An 18331-nucleotide genomic window follows, 5' to 3' on the forward strand; every position below is an offset into this window, starting at 1 on the left:
GGGAATCTCGTTCATTTGTTTGGTTTCGTTTCAATTCTCTGGAAATCGTACTCGGACTTCTTCCAAGTTGCTTCGCTATTTCACGAATCGATACGTCAGAAGAAGCAAGTAAAGATATGACTGTTCTCTCATTTATGCTAAGATGGTTGTAGTTCATGGGATTCTCCTTGATAAATGTTTGTTTTGTCACTCACATCTTATCACTTGGGTCCATGGACTTTTTTTATTCTTATAGGCTGTTGCACTTATTATGATAATTTATCAAAACGAAAAAAAATTTGCATGAAGCGAGAAATCATGTTAATATACCTAAGCAATCACATGGATCCTTAGCTCAGCTGGCAGAGCAACTGACTCTTAATCAGTGGGTCTGGGGTTCGAATCCCCAAGGATCCACCATTGCGAATAAGCTCGAATTTCGAGCTTTTTTTCTTTACATGGGGTTGGTTCTTGTGGTATTATCTTCAAGTAAGAAATGGAAAGATAGAAGGTACCTCTTCTCACCTGATGTATTTGGATACATGGGTTTAAGCCAATTCAAGAAATTGCTTAAGTTAGAATGGGTACGTTTATCGTACCCATTTTTTTATGAAATAGAAGGTAGGTGTCGGATATCCGTAATCGTAAAGTAGCCCCAAATAATGTGAATCATGATTTATTTAATGACAAGATTCCATTCAAAGAAGTTCGTGTCATTGGTGCTGATGGTGAACAATTGGGCGTCATGTCTAAAAGAAAAGCACAAAGTATTGCAACGAGTCAAAATTTAGATTTGTTATGTGTGGCGCCAAAAGCTAAGCCGCCTGTTTGCAAGATATTGGACTATGGTCGATATCATTTTGAGCAACAGAAAAAGGAAAAAGAAGCAAAACGTAAACAACATGTTGTGGAAATTAAATCATTGCGTTTATCACCAGTCGTGGAAGAGCATGATTTTCAAACGAAGTTACGTCATGCGAGAAAATGGCTTGAAGCGGGGATGAAAGTAAAGATTGATATGCGATTCCGCGGAAGAATGATTACGCGTCAGGAAACTGGACGTAATACCATGGATAAATTCATGGAGGCGTGTTCGGATATTACCAACGTAGAAAAGCGTCCTAAGTTGGAAGGAAATACAATGTCAGTCACTTTATCGCCTAAGAAGACGCAGAAGTAAGGAGGAGCAAATTATGCCTAAGATGAAAACTCATAGAGGACTTGCCAAACGAGTAAAGAAGACAGGTTCAGGAAAATTAAAGAGATCACATGCCTATACATCTCACCGTTTCCACGGTAAAACAAAGAAACAAAGACGTCATTTAGCAAAACCTACAACGGTACATGCTACTGACTACAAACGTATTAAAAATATGTTACAAAAGTAATTTTAAATAGAGGAGGACAATAGAATGGCTAGAGTTAAAGGTGGAACTGTTACTCGTGCTCGTAGAAAGCGCGTATTGAAACTTGCCAAAGGATATTTTGGTTCAAAGCATACATTATACAAAACAGCAAATGAACAAGTAATGCATTCTTTCAAATATGCATTTAACGATCGTCGTAAGTTAAAAGGAAACATGCGTAAGATCTGGATTGCTCGTATCAATGCAGCTGCTCGTATGAATGGTTTATCTTATTCTCGTTTAATGCATGGTTTGAAATTAGCCAATATCGAAATCAATCGTAAGATGTTAAGCGAAATGGCTATCCATGATGCAGAAAGCTTCACAAAGATTTGTGAAGAAGCAAAAGCTGCTTTAAACTAAGGAATTGACACTCACAAGTTTGTGAGTGTTTTTTTTATGAATGAGATTAGAAACAAGTAATGAAATTAGTTGTGTCTAAAAAGGGTTTGACTAACTATTAAAGTTATAATACACAAACTATGTTAGAAATAGAGAACATCTATGGAGGTGGAGTATGCCATTATCACTTGCCGATATGAATACGGTATATGTAGTCAAGCGTGTTACGGGAAATGATCAAATTCGTAAGCATCTAGCTACTTTAGGATTTGTTGAAGGAGCCGAGGTACAAGTCGTACAAAGTATTGATGGAAATTTGATTGTCGAAGTAAAAAATGTTCGTGTTGCCATAGATGAATCACTTGCACGTCGAGTGATGGTCTAGGAAGGGAGATATATGACATTAAATAAAGTACCAGTAGGATCTACTGTAACAGTCAAAAAGATCACCGGAAAAGGAGCAACGAAGCGTCGCATCATGGATATGGGTATCGTTAAAGGTGTAGAAATTTATGTACGTAAAGTGGCTCCACTTGGTGATCCAATTGAGTTAACCATTCGTGGATATGAATTATCAATTCGTAAATCCGAAGCCGAATGGATCGAAGTAGAATAGGAAGGGAATAGATTATGAAGATAGCTTTAGCAGGTAACCCAAATAGTGGGAAGACAACCCTGTTTAATGATTTAACGGGAAGCAGTCAGTATGTAGGTAACTGGCCTGGTGTAACGGTTGAAAAAAAGGAAGGTAGACTTCGTGATCATGAAGATGTGACCATTCAAGATTTACCTGGTATTTATTCATTATCACCATATAGTATGGAAGAAGTTGTTGCTCGACAATATCTTGTGAATGAACGACCCGATGCATTGATCAATATTGTGGATGGAACAAATATTGAGCGTAACTTATATCTAACCACACAATTATTGGAATTGGATATTCCTATGGTTTTAGCCATTAATATGATTGATTTGGTCAAGAAAAATGGCGATGTAATCGATATAAAAGCATTGGAAAAAGAACTGGGATGTAAAGTAATGCCTTTGTCAGCTTTACATAGTGAAGGATCGATGGAAGTCGCTGAAGCAGCGATACAACTTGCGAAAATGCGTCCTTCCATCAAAAATCCTCATGTATTTACCGGATCGGTAGAACATGCAATTGCGCATATTGAAGAATCGATTGAACCAACGGTTGGTCATGCAGGTCTTCGTTGGGCAGCCGTCAAAGTCTTCGAACGTGATGAAAGAGCGATTCAAGAAATGCACTTGGATTCTTCTGTTTTGGATCATGTAGAAGGACACATTGTTGATTGTGAAAAAGAGATGGACGATGATGCAGAAAGTATCATTACGGGTCAACGATATGATTATATTGCCAAGGTTATTCAAACTTGTGTAAAGAAAAAACGTCAAAAAGGGGAATTGAGCGTTTCCGATAAGATTGATAAGATCGTAACCAATCGTATCTTAGCTTTGCCTATCTTTGCCATCATCATGTGGTTTGTTTATTACATTTCTGTTACTACATTAGGTACATGGATGACAGACTGGACAAACGATGTTTTGTTTGGTGATATTGTACCAAATGCAGTAACTAACTTTTTAACTTCGATTGGTGTAGCTGCTTGGCTACAACACTTGATTGTTGATGGTATTATCGGTGGTGTTGGAACTGTATTGGGATTCGTACCACAAATCTTATTGATCTTCTTCTTCCTAGCTATTTTGGAAGATTGTGGATATATGTCACGTATTGCCTTCGTTATGGACCGTATCTTCCGTCGTTTCGGTTTATCCGGTAAAAGTTTCATTCCTATGTTGATTGGTTCCGGATGTGGTGTTCCAGCTATCATGGCTACTCGTACGATTGAAAATGAAAAAGATCGTCGTATGACCATTATGTTGTGTACATTTATTCCTTGTTCCGCAAAGACTGAAATCATTGGTATGGTAAGTAGTGTCTTCTTCCGTGGTAATCCATACATTGCCGTTGGTATGTTGTTCTTATCTTGGGCCATCATTATTTGTTCAGGTATTGCTTTGAAGAAAACCGCACGATTTGCGGGTGATACAGCTCCATTCGTTATGGAATTGCCTGCTTATCACTGGCCACAACCAAAAACAGTTTTGTTGCGTGTCGTAGATCGTGGTAAACACTTTATTGTTAAAGCCGGAACGATTATCTTTGCGGTATCCGTTATCGTTTGGTTCTTGATGTCGTATAGTTGGTCTCTACAATACTTGGATCCAGAATCAATGGATTTGTCGCGTTCCATCTTGCGTAGCATTGGCCAGTTTATTTCACCAATCTTTGCGCCTCTTGGATTTGGTAACTGGGAAGGTGGCGTATCTGTCTTGGTTGCTTTATCTGCGAAAGAATTGGCAGCAAGTACGATCGTCGTATTGGCTGGAGGCCAAGCAAAAGTAGCTGGTTTGTTTACTGCTATGGGTGCTTTCAGTTACATGTTGTTGAACTTGTTCAATCCTCCATGCATCGCTGCTATGAGTACAATGATGCGTGAAATGGGATCAAAAGCCTGGGGTTGGTATTGTATTTGTTTCCAACTTGTCTTAGGATGGGTTGTTGCTTTAATTGGTTATCAATTGGGTAACTGGTTATTCTTTGGTGGACAATTTGGATTCTGGACAGGTGTAGCTCTTGTTTTATTAGCTATTTGCATTTACTTAGTTGTTCGTCCTGAACCAAAACCAAAAGAAAATACCGCTGTTGAAAACGCGTAGTTAAGGAGGAATATTAAATGTCAACGATTATTGTTGCAGCTATTCTTGGTATTCTCGTTTACTTAGCAATTCGTCATGTAAAAAACACCGGACCTGGATGTTGTGATACCCACGATTCCAGCACTTCGGGTTCTTGTCCAAATTGCAAAAAATAAAGAAAGCGTGCCTAAGCGCGCTTTTTTCATGTAAGATAGAAGTATGTTAGAAAACTACGCAAAATGTTTAATTCAAGTCGGTTTACATGTAAAACCAAACCAAGTCGTTGTGATCCAAGCCCCGGTGGAAGTCTATCCCTTTGTTCAATTACTATCTAAAGAAGCTTATTTGACAGGCGCTCGTGATGTGATCGTTCGTTATAGTGATGAGATTCTTTCACATGATCGATATTTATATGCCAAAGATATTGATAAGGTTCCTTCCCATGTAGTGGATTTTTATAATCAGACAGCCCAAGAAGAGGCATGTTACTTATTTTTGGTTGGTGATGATTCCAATTTAATGAAGGATGTGGATCCAAAAAAGATCACAAACTATCGAAAAGCCTTTCGAAAAGCGACGGCTTTTTATCGGGATCAATTGGATTTTATGCATTGTCAATGGTGTATCGCAGCAGTTGCGACCAAAGCCTGGTCAAAACAGATTTATGGCCATGAAGATACACATCGTTTATGGCAGGATATTTTTCAAGTATGTTATATCGATAACCAGGATCCTGTTGTGACATGGGAAAAACGAAAAGAACAATTTGAAAAACGAGTTTCTTGGATCAATCAATTGGATATTCATACGTTACATTATTCAAATGCATTGGGAACGAATCTTTTGGTAGAATTGCCTGAACAGTATCAATTTAGTGGTGGTAGCAGTACCCTTGTGGATGGTACTTCTTATTTTGCTAATTTACCAACTGAAGAGATCTTTGCAGCACCATTGAAAAAGGGAATCCAAGGAAAGTTGGTTGCTTCAATGCCGTTATCCTATCAAGGCACATTGATCAAAGATTTTTGGTTTCAATTTAAAGATGGTAAAGTGATTGATTTTGATGCGAAAGAAGGAAAATCAGTTTTATCTGAAATTTTAGCAACGGATGAAGGATCAACTTATATTGGTGAAATCGCTTTGGTACCATATGATTCACCGATTTCGAATCTACATCAAACGTTCTATGAAACCTTAATTGATGAAAATGCTTCTTGTCATTTTGCCCTTGGACAATCGTATCCGGAATGTATTGAAAATGGATTATCCATGACAAAGGAAGAATTAGCCCATCATGGATTGAATCAATCCAGTATTCATGTGGATTTTATGGTAGGAACAAAAGATCTACAAATTGATGCAACAACGCGGAAAGGAAAAAAAATTTCCATCTTTCAGAAGGGAAACTTTCCATGGTTTGACTAACTAGGTATTAATTAGTAAAATAATAAAGTCAAGAAGGTGACGTAGTATGGCCGAAGAATCAAAACAAAAAAATAAAAAAAGTGCCCTCGAAGAATTAAAGCGAATTCAAGAAGCGGATCATGCGGCGGGCATTCATTATAATGAACCAGAATTGAAGCATTTTGATGCCCAAAGTGTGTTTAATGTAGATGATAAAAAAACAGAGAAAAAGCCGGAACGAAAGAGTGCATTCCATCTTGGAAAACGAGCAAATCGCAACAAAACGACGCGAGTACAAGTGCATTCACAAGCTTTTGAAAATACTTCTATGGAAATTGAAGATGTGACTTTGGCACCAAGAGAAAAGCCAAGACGTCATCAAGCACCTATGAATCCAGCAGAAGAAGTCAGAGCGCGTCAGGTCCAACAGATGAAGGAATCGTTGGCACATGAAAAAGATGTAGCGGATGAAAAAGTCAAGGTTTGGAAGCCGAAAGAAAAACGGGATGAGGAATTAGAATCTACACCTGTTGATCAGGCAGAGCCAGTAAAAGAAGTAGAACCAGTACCTGTTGTTGAACCAGAGGCAGCACCTGTTCAGGAAGAAGCTGAACCGGCACCGGTAGAAGAACCAGAACCAACAACACAAATCGAAGAAGCACATCCAGAAAGTGAAGAAGTTTCTGAAAAACCAGAAGAAGTGGCACAACCACAAGAAATAGAAGAAGCTTCTGAAGATGAATTGATCGAAGAATTGGCTGTGGTTGATAAAACCGAAGAGGAAGAAGAAAAACCAGTCAATGTGGATGAAAAAGAAATTGAATCGTTGATTCAGAAATCGGAAGCCACACCAGATCATGATGATATAAAATTAGTAAAAGTCGAAGAAGAAAAACCAAAGAAACCACAAAAGGAAAAATTAGAAATTTCTTTGGATGAAGTCCTTCAAGTTGTGGATGCATCCAAATCGAAAAATGTAGATATTGATACATCCAATGGAAAAGTCATGGACTTAGATGAAGATGATGATATTGATGTAGTCGATGTTGAGGATACAGATGATGCAACGAAAGACGAAGTGGAAGATGAAATGGATATTCCGGTCATGGATATGGATGAAGAAGAAAATCAACCGGAACCATCCGAAAAAACTAGCGAAGATACAGAAGAAAGAAAAATGCCGGAAGAGATTGATCCAAGTCAAGCGGCTATATCAGTGGAACCAGAAGATGAAGACATTGAAGTAGTAGATTTGGACGATGAGGAAGTATACGAAGAAGAAGACTTGGAGCCAGAAGCCATTCCAGAAGGAGATCTCTACGAAGAAAAGAAACGTTTCTTATTATCTGAATATGTCAAAGAAGAAGATTATTTAGAACGGCAATCGCAGCGTGGATATCATTATGTTCGTCGCGATGGAAAACGATTTGTGTTCGTTAAAGGGGATCCAAAAGATTATTACTATCTTTTGAATTACTATGAAAACGAGCCATCGGCACAAATGAAATCACAATGGAAACGCGATGGTTGGAAATTATTATCGGTATCGCCATCCAAAGATAAGAAAGCGGCTGGTTGGTTTGTATTACGAAATGAAGAACAACCAGGTGAATATCGCAAGACCATTGATAATGAACAAGAAAAATATGAATTCTTCCGAAAGTATCGAAATTCGGTTCGTTCTACATTGTTCTTTATCTTTATCTGTATGGCATGTTGCGTTGTCACAGGCGTTCTACAAGTCATGGCACAAGGTTTCTTATTTGGTATCGCCTGTTGTGTAGTTCTCTTTATCGTTGCTTTGATCGCATTTATTACCTATTCACGCATGCTTCGTGGAGCTACGAAACAAGCCAATTTGTTGAATGCTCGTTTACGTTTGCGTAAAAGAGAAGATGCCATCGATGAAGATAAACAAGAATCGGATGAACAATTAGATTCCGAATGGGAAAAAGTTGAAGAGGAGTAGAAAATTTACTCCTCTTCTTTTTTTATTTCTTCTAATGTTTTTTCTAATGCTTGACCTGCCATTAAACAAGTAGGCAAACAACGTTTCGCAGTGGTATTGTATTTTGGTTTCAATTCCACACATTGCGTAGCTCCTAAGATTTGTTTGAAATTTCTTTGATAGGCTTGAATCAAAGGACGAATGGTATCCAATTCTTCATGGGCTTTGTTGTGAATGACCATCTTGGATAGAGCAGCAATGCATCCGACCATGGCACCACATGTACTACCAACAAACATACCGCCACCAAAACCAGCCATCATTTTCATATCGGCTTCTGAAATTTGTAAATCATAGTATTCATTGGCTGCATGCAACAGGGTTTCGGCACAATTATAGTTTTGATTGACATAATATTTTTCAATAACTTCTGATAATGTCATACTAACCACCCGAAGTCCGTCAAGACTTCTTTTACATTCTCTTCAAACGTACCAAAATGAATGCCATGGGATTCTAATTTTGATGCATCCAATCGATAATCACGGAAACGATCACTGTACCGTTGGGTATTTGGCAAAATATATGTTTCAATGGCTTCTGGTGTAGCTCCTAGTTGTTGGGCGACATATACAGCTGCTTCATAGGTTGTCATTGTATTTTGTGCAGCCACATGATAGGTATCTGGTTCTAGTTGGGTAATTTGCTCAAATTGATCGGCTAAATGTTTCGCATAGGTCATGCAGCGTTTTTCGTTACAAGTAAATTTTGTTGGCGTTTGCGTCAACAAGGCATGCATGACATTTTTAATAATGGATGGACTGGCTTTGATACCATCACTGGACAATCCCATTTGCCAAGAATATCGCAAAATGATGGATTTGGACCATTGTGCATGAATGAGATCTTCACATTCGTTTTTATTTTGTCCATAAATGGTCACGGCTTTGGTGGGTTCTTCTTCTTTGAAAGGCCCATGTTCTTCTTTGCCGTTAAAACATTGTTCCGAACTCGAAAAAATCAATAAAGCATCTTTTTCTTTACATGCATCAATGATTTTTTGCGTAGATTCGACATTGATCGTATGAGCCAATTCGGGGTGTTCATTACACCAAGCCGTTGTGGCATTCGCAGCTGTATGGAAACAAATATCAAAAGATTGGCTTTTTAAAAAGGTAGCAACAGCATCTGGGTCCGATAAATCAGCGTCTTTTCGTGTCATGCGGATCCAATTGAATTTGTCTTGATTGGTTTTGAATATCAAAGATGCCAAATAGCCATTGGCACCAGTGACTAAAATGGTTTTTTTCATTGTATCATCCTTTCTTTGGACGACTTACCAATACATGACCAGTATGTAAAGTCAGTTCTTCGGCACTATAAGGCACAAATAAACTGTCATAGGCTGGTAATGTTTGGGTGTCTTCCTTCCATGTGTATAGTATATCAGAATCCGTTACATTCGTAATGATACAGAAGGCAGGTCCACACATGATCTTTTGATTGTTTGTCACATAGATATCATCAACGATAAAAGGATCTTCACACAATCGACAAGATGTGTCGTGTACAGGAATAAAGCCAATGGTATTTTCAAAATGAGCAACGTTAAAACTATCTTCGATTTGTAGTGGGCGTTTCTTTCCTTGTGTATCTACTCGATCATAATCATAGAAACGATAGGTCGTGTCACTGTTTGTACCAATTTCTAATGCCAAAATACCACTGCCCAAAGCATGTAACGTGCCATTGGGAATGATGAAGTAATCTCCTGTATGTACAGGCCATTGTTTTAAATACGGTTTGATTTCACCAGAAAGTAATTCCTTTTTAATGATGTTCGCATCGGTTGTCGTGGTACCACCAACCAGTGTAGCTCCAGGTTTCGCATCCAGAATGTACCAGGTTTCAAATTTTCCATTGTCATGTGCATGGGTTTGCGCATAAGCATCATCAGGATGAACTTGAATACTGAGATTGTCTTTGGCATCTAAGTAGACACATTGAATAAAATCGGTCGTATTCAATCCAGGTCCTAAAAGGTCTTTGGGATTGGCTTTGATCAAATCTTTTAAATACGGTTGATTTTCTAGGTTTTGAATGGTAGATGGTACATGATCATGAATGGATACATCCCAAAAGGTGCCGATGGGAATGTCATAGCCACGCTTTTTGGCAAGCAAATCATTAGCCCAGATGGATCGGGTGGGATAGCCTTTACAAAGCAGGGGCTTCATTGTTCGGCTTCCTCAAATTCTTTTAGGATTTGTACAGCTGAAGAGGTGCCAATTCTAGATGCACCTGCTTCAATCATCGCTTTACAAGTTTCCCAGGAACGAATGCCACCGGCAGCTTTTACTTTGACAGTACTACCCTTAACAGTTTTTGCCATGAGAGCGACATCTTCTACAGTTGCACCACCTGTACCAAATCCAGTCGATGTTTTGATATAGTCTGGTTTTACGATCGTTGCGATTTCAGCGAGTTTTTTGATTTCTGCTTTTTCTAAATAACAATTTTCAAAAATGACTTTGATGAGCACATCATGCTTTCGACAAAGGTGGACCATCTCTTCCATTTCTTCTTGGATATATGTCCAATCATGCATTTTGGCACGGCCAATATTGATAACATAATCAATTTCATCAGCGCCATCATCAATCGCATTTTGGCATTCATTTAGTTTTGATTTTCGACTGGTTTGACCAAGTGGAAAACTAATGGCAGCACCGACATGAACATCGGTACCAGCTAGTTCTTGTTTACAGAAGGTGACCCATTCGGGATTGATGGCGACCATGGCTGTATTCATTTCTTTGGCTTCATTACATAATTTGCGAAGGTCATCTTCGGTGGCATAGGCTTTTAAAAAGGTGTGATCAAAATATTTTGCGAGTGATTGTTTTGTGAGTTTCATAATAAAAATCCTCCTAATTCCATGATATACTAAATTTGGTGATAAAAATGACAATTGTCGATCAAAATGTAGAATATCGACCTTTATTGATGATCATTGGACGAAAAGTCTGCACACATGAAGTGCCATTGGATCCTGCCTATCAATATGTGGCATATCAACCTGCCTTTGAAACTGCATGGGCCCAACTGCAATATGATTTGGGTGTCTTTGATACATTAGATAAAGCGAAACAAACGATTCATGAAATGGCTTCAAAACCAATGTTTAAGGAAAATTTCCTTTTTGTTTGTGATCAAAATGGTCATTTGGTTGGTAGTGCTGGCTTATGGCCAGGACATCATTATGGTATGGAACGTTTGCGGATTCATTATGTGGCTGTATCACAAGCTCATCAACATCATAAAATTGGGTCGAGCATGGTTTCTAAATTGGTCATGAAATATGATGCGACACCAGGAAAATATCCATTATATCTAGCTACGCAAACCAATAGTTATGGTGCAATCGCAATGTATTCTCATTTGGGATTTACTGCGTATTTGGGTGCTTATGAAGGGTGTACTAAGAAACAATCGGAAGCAAATTGGACATTGGCCACACAAATCTTGCGTGAAAAGAGTGCATCCTCATTCTAGTATAATGAATTTTATTGTTTGATTCAGTGAATAGAATAGGAAAGAAAATGATCTTCTTATTTGGGAAACCAATGCATTGGGGGTGTTTTAATTTGGAAAGTATGAGGAAAAACAAATGGAAAATACGGAAGTAGAGCGGAAAGCTTTTGAAACGATCAAATTATATTTTGAGTTGCAAGATACATATTTTTTTCAAAGTTTAAGACGAATGAAACATATGACGTTACGAGATTATATGATCTTTCATTATATCTATGCAGAAAATCCGATGCATCAAGTACAACCATCAAAATTGGCTACTTATTTGGAAATTAGTCCATCCGCTGTGAGTCAATTGATTGCGAATTATGAAAAACGAAATTGGGTAAAACGGGTACATTCCGACACGGATCGTCGTAATGTATATATCAGTTTGACCGATGAAGCTCATGAACTTGTGAAGAAGCATTTTCCATTGGAAGAAGATTTGATTCGAAAAGCCATTTGCGATTGTTCGCCTGAAGATCTATCTGCCTTTGTGCGTGTTCTTTCAAGGATCAATCAACAAATACCTATTGACGAGTAAAGAGTGGATATTCCACTCCTTTTTTTATCACTCATTCCTTGACAGTGCTAATAATACGTTGTATGATTAGCAGGTAGATGCAAGGAGTGCTAAAAAGGAGTGGTGAGTATGCCAAGAAAAAAACAGTTTAAATCAGAATCAAAACGTCTTTTGGATTTGATGATCAATTCGATTTACACACATAAAGAAATCTTTTTACGTGAGTTGATTTCCAATGCGAGTGATGCGATCGATAAATATTATTTTAAACATGCGGGTCATGTGGATGCGTCAAAATTTGAGATTCGCTTAGATCCAGATAAAGAAAATCGTACATTGACCATTTCCGATAATGGAATTGGTATGGATGCCGATGAATTGGAAGAAAACTTGGGTACGATCGCAAAATCGGGTTCTTTGGCTTTTAAAGAACAGATGGAAAAGAAAGAAGACAATACCGATGCCGATGTAGATATCATTGGTCAATTTGGTGTTGGTTTTTATTCGGCCTTTATGGTTGCAAAATCGGTAACGGTCGTTTCGAAAAAGGATGGAGCAGATACCGCTTATAAATGGGTCAGCCAAGGAGATGATGGATACTACATTACCGAAAGTGATAAGGAAGAACGAGGCACAACCATCATTTTAGCTTTAAAAGAAGATACCGATGATGAAGATTATTCTCAATATTTGGAAACATATACATTGGAAAATCTAGTCAAGAAGTATTCGGATTATATTCGTTATCCAATCAAGATGGAAGTGGAGACACAAAAGGTCAAAGAGGAAACGAAAGATCAAGAAAAGCCGGAATATGAAACGGTTGTAGAAGATAAAACATTGAATTCGATGATTCCTTTGTGGAAGCGTCAAAAATCGCAGATCAAAAGGGAGGAATATGATCAATTTTATAAGGATCATTTCCAAGATTTCCAAGATCCACAACGGGTCATTCATTTTAGTGTAGAGGGAAATGTCAGCTTTACAGCTTTGTTGTATATACCAGGTCGTGTACCGATGGGCTTCTATCAACAAGATTATAAAAAAGGTTTACAACTGTATAGTCGTGGCGTATTCATCATGGATCATGCGGAAGAATTATTACCAGATTATTTACGCTTTGTGAAAGGATTGGTTGACAGTCAAGATCTTTCTTTGAATATTTCTCGTGAAATGTTGCAACATGATAATCAATTGAAATTGATTGCCAAACGAATTGAGAAAAAAGTTTTATCGGAATTGAATACAATGATGACCAAAGAACGTGAGGAATATGAAAAGTTCTGGAATAACTTTGGTTTGAATATTAAGTTTGGTGTGTACAACAATTGGGGCATGGACAAAGATAAGCTTGAAAACTTATTGATGTTCTATACCAGTCATGAGCAAAAATTAGCAACTTTGAATGAATACGTTGATCGCATGAAGGAAGATCAGAAATCGATTTATTATGTTTCTGGTTCGGATATGACTTTGATTGATAAAATGCCAATTGTACAGACATTGAAAAAGAAGGGATATGAAGTCATTTATTTGTTGGATGATGTTGATGAATTCGTCATGCAGACGTTACAGAACTTCCGTGAAAAAACATTTAAGAATGCGAGTCAAGGTGATCTGGATCTGGATTCGGAAGATGAAAAGAAGGAATTGGAACAAACGACAAAAGACAATCAAGAATTGTTGGATTTCATGAAAGAAAGTCTGAAAGATAAAGTAGTAGACGTCAAAGTATCCAATAAATTGAGTGAAGATCCGGTTTGTTTGAGTGCCGGTGAAGGTGTTTCTTTTGAAATGGAAAAAGTGTTTGCGAATGCTCCAGAGGGCAGTGGCCCAATGGGCGGCATGAAGGCCGAACGTATTTTGGAATTAAATCCAAACCATCCCATCTTTACCACGTTAAAACATTTATATGAAACGGATAAAGATAAGGTCAAAGAAGTTGCTGATGTTTTATTTGATCAAGCCTCGTTGATTGAAGGATTCCCAATTGATGATCCAATTGCTTATAGTCGTAAGATTTGTGAATTGTTGGTAGATTCGAATCAATAAATGAAGACAGTCGATGCAAATCGACTGTTTTTTTGTTAGAGTTATATAGAAATGGAGAATACTATGAATCTAGAACAAAAACAAGCTATGGTCGAAGAATTGATCAATAAAAATCATTTGCCTATTAAAGTAGGCCCCATCCATTCGGCAGCCTTAGATAAACATTATCGCAATAAAGTGATTGTAGCCTTTGCGAAACATAAAGGTCGGGTGTATGCAGGTCAATATGCACCTCATAGTCATCGTGTGATCAAAGATGGTGGCAAATCGTTACAACCAAAGATCATTAATGATATCATTGATACCATTACCGAATTGGTCCAATCCATGAAAATCTATTTATACAATGAACAAACAGGAACCGGTGTATTGCGGCATGTTTTGATTCGTTGGGGGCATGCCACCAATGAAGTGATGGTCGTTTTTGTGACCGGAACCAATATGTTTCCTTCTCGAAAGAATATGGTCCATGCACTCAGAAATAAACATCCAGAAATTAAAACGATTCTGCAAGAGGTCAATGGACGGAAAACAAGTGTAGTCATGGAAAATAAGCCCATGGTTTTATATGGAAAAGGAACGATTGATGATATCTTATGTGGAAAACGAATTACGATTCCAGCCACAGCTTTTTATCAAATTCATTCCCAACAATGTGAAGTTTTGTATGGATTAGCCAAAGAAAAATTACAATTAACAGGAAAAGAAACAATATTGGATACGTATTGTGGCTTGGGTACAATTGGTTTATCCTTAGCGGATGCTTGTAAAAGCGTGATGGGAGTCGAAATCAATAAAGAGGCTATTCATTATGCTAAGATCAATGCAAGACAAAACCATATCAAAAATATGCAATTTGTGGATATGGATGCTACCGCATTTATGATGGAAGCCAAACGCTATCATCATCCGTATGATGTGATTGTATTGGATCCACCAAGAGCAGGTACGACACAGCAATTTATTTATGCCTCTACTTCTTTAGCACCAAAGAAGATCTTATATATTTCTTGTGATCCAAGAACATTAGTACGAGATTTGAAACAATTTAGACGAGCTGGATATGTCACAGATCGATTAGATCTTGTTGATATGTTTCCAAGAACCGAACATGTGGAGACGGTAGTATTGATGTCACGAATCACCCCATAAGCAGCGAAAAAGTGCCGTATTTCCGGGCTTTTCCGGCATTTGACTATCAGAGGACAACGGCGGATACAGCTTCGAAATTAACTCCGTGGGAATATATCAACGCCAATATTCGGTAGGGTCGAGTAGCCGGTTTGGATGTCATGAAATTGAGTTAGTGATATGGATGTTTTGCGATAGGGTTGCGGCAGTGATTTGGATAACACAGGGTTGAGGCTGCGATTTAGATGTGGGAGGAAAAATTAGTTAGGATGCTTTTTGATTTAAGGACATGTGATTCCGCATACAGATTTGTTCTGGATTGTCTGAATGTGACGCCAGATGAGTTTATAACAGAATTCACGATAGAAAGTGAAGGCGATTTTGAACTTTTTTGGGAGAGAAACATCCAAAGAATACAGAACATCGATATTTCTCAACTTAGGATATTAGCTTTTCATGTTCTGGGTTCGTTGGACTGTTGTGAAGAAATTAAAAAGAACGGCCTTTGGAATCTTCAAATGGTACTGAGTGGAGATACTATATTATCAAGGATTCTGAAAGAACACGGCATCCGTTTTGATATCACAAATAAGTTACTTTATGCGGGGTCAAAAAAATATGATATAGATTATGAACATTATAGGGGCAGGCAATTTTTGACCGGAAATGAGGAAGTGCTTGATAGAATCGCGCATAGAGTATTTTATGATTATTGTGTTAATGGATTCCTTGTTAACGACAATGTTTTTAACTATGGCACGCGAATTCATGAAAGGCCAGAGTTCCTGATGTCATTAAGTGATCTTCTACCCGATGCGCAAAAAATTGAACAGTACTGGGAGACACATGCTGAGAGCTACAGGGTAGACTTTTTCGTTAAAGAAGTGAAAAAAATTGCAACGGAGATAAATAACTTTTTAAACGAGGGGAATTCAGATGAAAGAAAACAAATATGATGATAATATATTTTTTCAAAAATACAGTCAAATGAGTCGCTCACAGCAGGGACTAGCCGGTGCAGGAGAATGGGAAACATTGAGAAAGCTGCTGCCGGATTTTAAAGATAAGCGTGTGCTTGATTTAGGATGCGGCTATGGATGGCACTGTATTTATGCGATGGAACACGGTGCTTCTTCTGTTGTAGGTGTTGATATTTCTCATAAAATGCTCGAGGTAGCCAAAGAAAAAACACATTTTCCACAGGTTGAATATAAATGCTGTGCTATAGAAGATGTGGATTTCCCAGAGGAGAGCTTTGATGTAATACTAAGTTCGCTTGCGTTTCATTATGTAGCAGACTATGAGAATTTAATAAAAAAGATATATAGGATGCTGAAGGCTGGTGGCAATTTAGTTTTTACAGTTGAACATCCTGTTTTTACTGCTCATGGAACACAAGACTGGTATTATAACGAAAAAGGAGAAATACTGCATTTCCCGGTGGACAATTATTATTATGAGGGCAAACGGACAGCTATGTTTTTGGAAGAAAAGGTTACAAAATATCATAGAACACTGACCACATATCTAAATACACTGCTTTCAAATAGTTTTATAATAAATCAGATTGTGGAGCCACAGCCGCCAGAGAACATGATGGATATTCCGGGGATGGCGGATGAAATGCGACGCCCAATGATGCTGATTGTATCGGCAAAAAAGAAGATGTAATAATATAGAAAAAATAAACGAGGAGTATGTAAATGAGATCAGAAAAAGAAATGATGGATTTAGTACTTTCTTTAGCAGAACAGGATGAACGTATTCGAATTGTGACCCTTGAGGGGTCACGCGCAAATATTAATATACCTAAAGATGAATTTCAGGATTATGATATTACATATTTTGTAAGTGATATAGAACCGTTTATATCTAATGATGACTGGCTTAATCAATTTGGGAATATAATAATGATGCAAAAGCCGGAGGATATGGAATTATTCCCACCTGAAGAAAAGGGATTTTCCTATCTTATGCTATTTGATGATTACAATAAAATTGATCTTACCTTATTGCCCTTGGAAGAGTTAGATAATTACCTAAAGGGCGATAAATTAATAAAGGTTCTAATTGATAAAGATTGTAGAATTAAAAGGGACATAGTTCCGACTGATATAGATTATCATGTAAGAAAGCCAAGCGCAAGGGAGTATGATGATTGCTGCAATGAATTTTGGAATGTAACACCTTATGTTATTAAAGGATTGTGCCGTAAGGAAATTTTATTTGCTATTGATCATTTTAATCAGATTGTTCGCCATGAGCTGCTGAGAATGATATCATGGAAGGTCGGCATCGAAACAGGCTTTAAATTAAGTGTAGGCAAGAACTATAAGTTTATTGAAAGGTATATATCCGAGGATTTGTGGGAGAAACTTTTGTCCACCTACCGGATGGATTCCTATGAAAACATATGGGAAGCATTATTTCTATGCCATCAATTGTTCAGGGCGGTATCCGGTGAGGTGGCGGAAAGGCTTCATTATGCCTATCCGGAGTATGATAGGAATATAACAAAATATACCAGGGACATGTATAAAAAATACACTGGTAAAACCGGCTGCCTGGATAGCACATATGCCGCTGATATAGAAGAGAGGCGGGAACAGTGATTACAGAAATGAAAGCAGGGCACCTGAAAGATATCGATAAACCCAGCGAACCATTTGAGGTGATAGGTAAGATTATACCGAGGTATGAAAACGAGAATTGGACCTTTACAGAATTACTCTATGAAGCGCCATATTTAAAAAGCTACCAAGACGAAGAGGATGAAGAGGATGAGGAGGCAGATTGCCTTGAATATATTGACAATACTGATAAGATAATATATCTTTACTACCAAGACGATAAATGCGTCGGAAAAGTTAAACTGCGAAAAAATTGGAACCGGTACGCTTATATAGAAGATATCGCCGTATGTAAGGATTTCAGGGGGCAAGGCATAGGCAGCGCGCTTATCAATATATCTATAGAATGGGCAAAGCATAAAAACTTGCATGGACTAATGCTTGAAACCCAGGACAATAACCTTATAGCTTGTAAATTCTATCATAATTGTGGTTTCAAAATCGGCTCCGTCGATACTATGTTATACGCCAACTTTGAAAACAACTTTGAAAAAGCTGTTTTCTGGTATTTAAGGTTTTAGAATGCAAGGAACAGTGAATTGGAGTTCGTCTTGTTATAATTAGCTTCTTGGGGTATCTTTAAATACTGTAGAAAAGAGGAAGGAAATAATAA

The 18331-nt window shown here is 37.8% G+C and carries 22 protein-coding genes and 1 tRNA gene; 18 read left to right on the plus strand and 5 right to left on the minus strand.

Features of this window, described 5'->3' with window-relative positions:
- The coding region (locus EDX97_RS11190; protein ID WP_128521241.1) for a helix-turn-helix domain-containing protein at window positions 1-157 on the minus strand (157 nt) is incomplete at its 3' end.
- Window positions 158-323: 166 nt separating this feature from the next.
- On the opposite strand from EDX97_RS11190, the gene EDX97_RS11195 reads away from it, so the two are divergent.
- The 10 genes from EDX97_RS11195 (at window position 324) to EDX97_RS11235 (ending at window position 7827) form a co-directional block, all read left to right on the plus strand.
- Window positions 324-399: transfer RNA gene (locus tag EDX97_RS11195), tRNA-Lys, on the plus strand.
- A 205-nt stretch (window positions 400-604) separates the two neighbouring features.
- Window positions 605-1159, plus strand: coding sequence for a translation initiation factor IF-3 (infC, locus tag EDX97_RS11200; RefSeq protein ID WP_128521242.1), 555 nt, complete (start codon window positions 605-607; stop codon window positions 1157-1159).
- 13 nt (window positions 1160-1172) lie between these two features.
- Entirely contained in the window at window positions 1173-1367 is a 195-nt protein-coding gene (gene rpmI / locus EDX97_RS11205; protein ID WP_128521243.1) for a 50S ribosomal protein L35, read from the plus strand.
- A 24-nt stretch (window positions 1368-1391) separates the two neighbouring features.
- Window positions 1392-1748, plus strand: a complete 357-nt coding sequence (gene rplT, locus EDX97_RS11210) for a 50S ribosomal protein L20 (protein ID WP_128521244.1) — start codon at window positions 1392-1394, stop codon at window positions 1746-1748.
- A 154-nt stretch (window positions 1749-1902) separates the two neighbouring features.
- The gene (locus tag EDX97_RS11215; RefSeq protein WP_128521245.1) at window positions 1903-2112 is read left to right on the plus strand and encodes a FeoA family protein; all 210 of its coding nucleotides are present in this window, start codon (window positions 1903-1905) and stop codon (window positions 2110-2112) included.
- A gap of 12 nt (window positions 2113-2124) precedes the next feature.
- Entirely contained in the window at window positions 2125-2343 is a 219-nt protein-coding gene (locus tag EDX97_RS11220; RefSeq protein WP_128521246.1) for a FeoA family protein, read from the plus strand.
- Between the two features lie 14 nt (window positions 2344-2357).
- Window positions 2358-4475 (plus strand): ferrous iron transport protein B, encoded by a 2118-nt coding sequence (gene feoB, locus EDX97_RS11225; protein WP_128521247.1) that lies wholly within the window; start codon window positions 2358-2360, stop codon window positions 4473-4475.
- Between the two features lie 17 nt (window positions 4476-4492).
- Entirely contained in the window at window positions 4493-4630 is a 138-nt protein-coding gene (locus EDX97_RS11775; RefSeq protein ID WP_173447038.1) for a hypothetical protein, read from the plus strand.
- Between the two features lie 43 nt (window positions 4631-4673).
- Complete coding sequence (locus EDX97_RS11230; protein WP_128521248.1) at window positions 4674-5879, plus strand: aminopeptidase; 1206 nt, start codon at window positions 4674-4676, stop codon at window positions 5877-5879.
- Between the two features lie 46 nt (window positions 5880-5925).
- Window positions 5926-7827, plus strand: a complete 1902-nt coding sequence (locus EDX97_RS11235; RefSeq protein WP_128521249.1) for a DUF2812 domain-containing protein — start codon at window positions 5926-5928, stop codon at window positions 7825-7827.
- A gap of 5 nt (window positions 7828-7832) precedes the next feature.
- Here the strand turns inward: EDX97_RS11235 and EDX97_RS11240 are convergent, their stop codons facing one another.
- Genes EDX97_RS11240 through deoC form a run of 4 tightly spaced genes read right to left on the minus strand, consistent with a single transcriptional unit; the run spans window position 7833 to window position 10723 of the window.
- Window positions 7833-8249, minus strand: coding sequence for a C-GCAxxG-C-C family (seleno)protein (locus EDX97_RS11240; protein ID WP_128521250.1), 417 nt, complete (start codon window positions 8247-8249; stop codon window positions 7833-7835).
- The gene (locus EDX97_RS11245; protein WP_128521251.1) at window positions 8246-9118 is read right to left on the minus strand and encodes an SDR family oxidoreductase; all 873 of its coding nucleotides are present in this window, start codon (window positions 9116-9118) and stop codon (window positions 8246-8248) included. The genes EDX97_RS11240 and EDX97_RS11245 overlap by 4 nt, the downstream gene beginning before the upstream one ends.
- 4 nt (window positions 9119-9122) lie before the next feature.
- On the minus strand, window positions 9123-10043 hold the full coding sequence (locus tag EDX97_RS11250; protein WP_128521252.1) for a type I phosphomannose isomerase catalytic subunit: 921 nt from the start codon (window positions 10041-10043) through the stop codon (window positions 9123-9125).
- Window positions 10040-10723 (minus strand): deoxyribose-phosphate aldolase, encoded by a 684-nt coding sequence (deoC, locus tag EDX97_RS11255; RefSeq protein ID WP_128521253.1) that lies wholly within the window; start codon window positions 10721-10723, stop codon window positions 10040-10042. The genes EDX97_RS11250 and deoC overlap by 4 nt, the downstream gene beginning before the upstream one ends.
- Window positions 10724-10770: 47 nt before the next feature.
- Here deoC and EDX97_RS11260 point away from each other — a divergent pair, with 47 nt between their 5' ends.
- The 8 genes from EDX97_RS11260 (at window position 10771) to sat4 (ending at window position 18239) form a co-directional block, all read left to right on the plus strand.
- The gene (locus EDX97_RS11260; protein ID WP_128521254.1) at window positions 10771-11361 is read left to right on the plus strand and encodes a GNAT family N-acetyltransferase; all 591 of its coding nucleotides are present in this window, start codon (window positions 10771-10773) and stop codon (window positions 11359-11361) included.
- 115 nt (window positions 11362-11476) lie between these two features.
- On the plus strand, window positions 11477-11926 hold the full coding sequence (locus EDX97_RS11265) for a MarR family winged helix-turn-helix transcriptional regulator (RefSeq protein WP_128521255.1): 450 nt from the start codon (window positions 11477-11479) through the stop codon (window positions 11924-11926).
- A gap of 108 nt (window positions 11927-12034) precedes the next feature.
- Window positions 12035-13957, plus strand: coding sequence for a molecular chaperone HtpG (htpG, locus tag EDX97_RS11270; protein ID WP_128521256.1), 1923 nt, complete (start codon window positions 12035-12037; stop codon window positions 13955-13957).
- A gap of 63 nt (window positions 13958-14020) precedes the next feature.
- On the plus strand, window positions 14021-15109 hold the full coding sequence (gene rlmD, locus EDX97_RS11275) for a 23S rRNA (uracil(1939)-C(5))-methyltransferase RlmD (RefSeq protein WP_245978064.1): 1089 nt from the start codon (window positions 14021-14023) through the stop codon (window positions 15107-15109).
- 248 nt (window positions 15110-15357) lie between these two features.
- On the plus strand, window positions 15358-16044 hold the full coding sequence (locus tag EDX97_RS11280; RefSeq protein ID WP_128521258.1) for a hypothetical protein: 687 nt from the start codon (window positions 15358-15360) through the stop codon (window positions 16042-16044).
- Window positions 16025-16759, plus strand: a complete 735-nt coding sequence (locus EDX97_RS11285) for a class I SAM-dependent methyltransferase (RefSeq protein ID WP_128521259.1) — start codon at window positions 16025-16027, stop codon at window positions 16757-16759. Before EDX97_RS11280 ends, EDX97_RS11285 begins: the two co-directional genes overlap by 20 nt.
- Window positions 16760-16791: 32 nt before the next feature.
- Complete coding sequence (locus tag EDX97_RS11290; protein WP_001255866.1) at window positions 16792-17700, plus strand: aminoglycoside nucleotidyltransferase ANT(6)-Ia; 909 nt, start codon at window positions 16792-16794, stop codon at window positions 17698-17700.
- Window positions 17697-18239 carry a streptothricin N-acetyltransferase Sat4 gene (gene sat4, locus EDX97_RS11295; RefSeq protein ID WP_000627290.1) on the plus strand — a complete coding sequence of 181 codons (543 nt, stop codon included), beginning with the start codon at window positions 17697-17699 and terminating at the stop codon, window positions 18237-18239. The genes EDX97_RS11290 and sat4 overlap by 4 nt, the downstream gene beginning before the upstream one ends.
- Window positions 18240-18331 lie beyond the last annotated feature (92 nt).

It is taken from the genome of Absicoccus porci (assembly GCF_003725415.1).
Classification (GTDB): Bacteria; Bacillota_I; Bacilli_A; order Erysipelotrichales; family Erysipelotrichaceae; genus Absicoccus; species Absicoccus porci.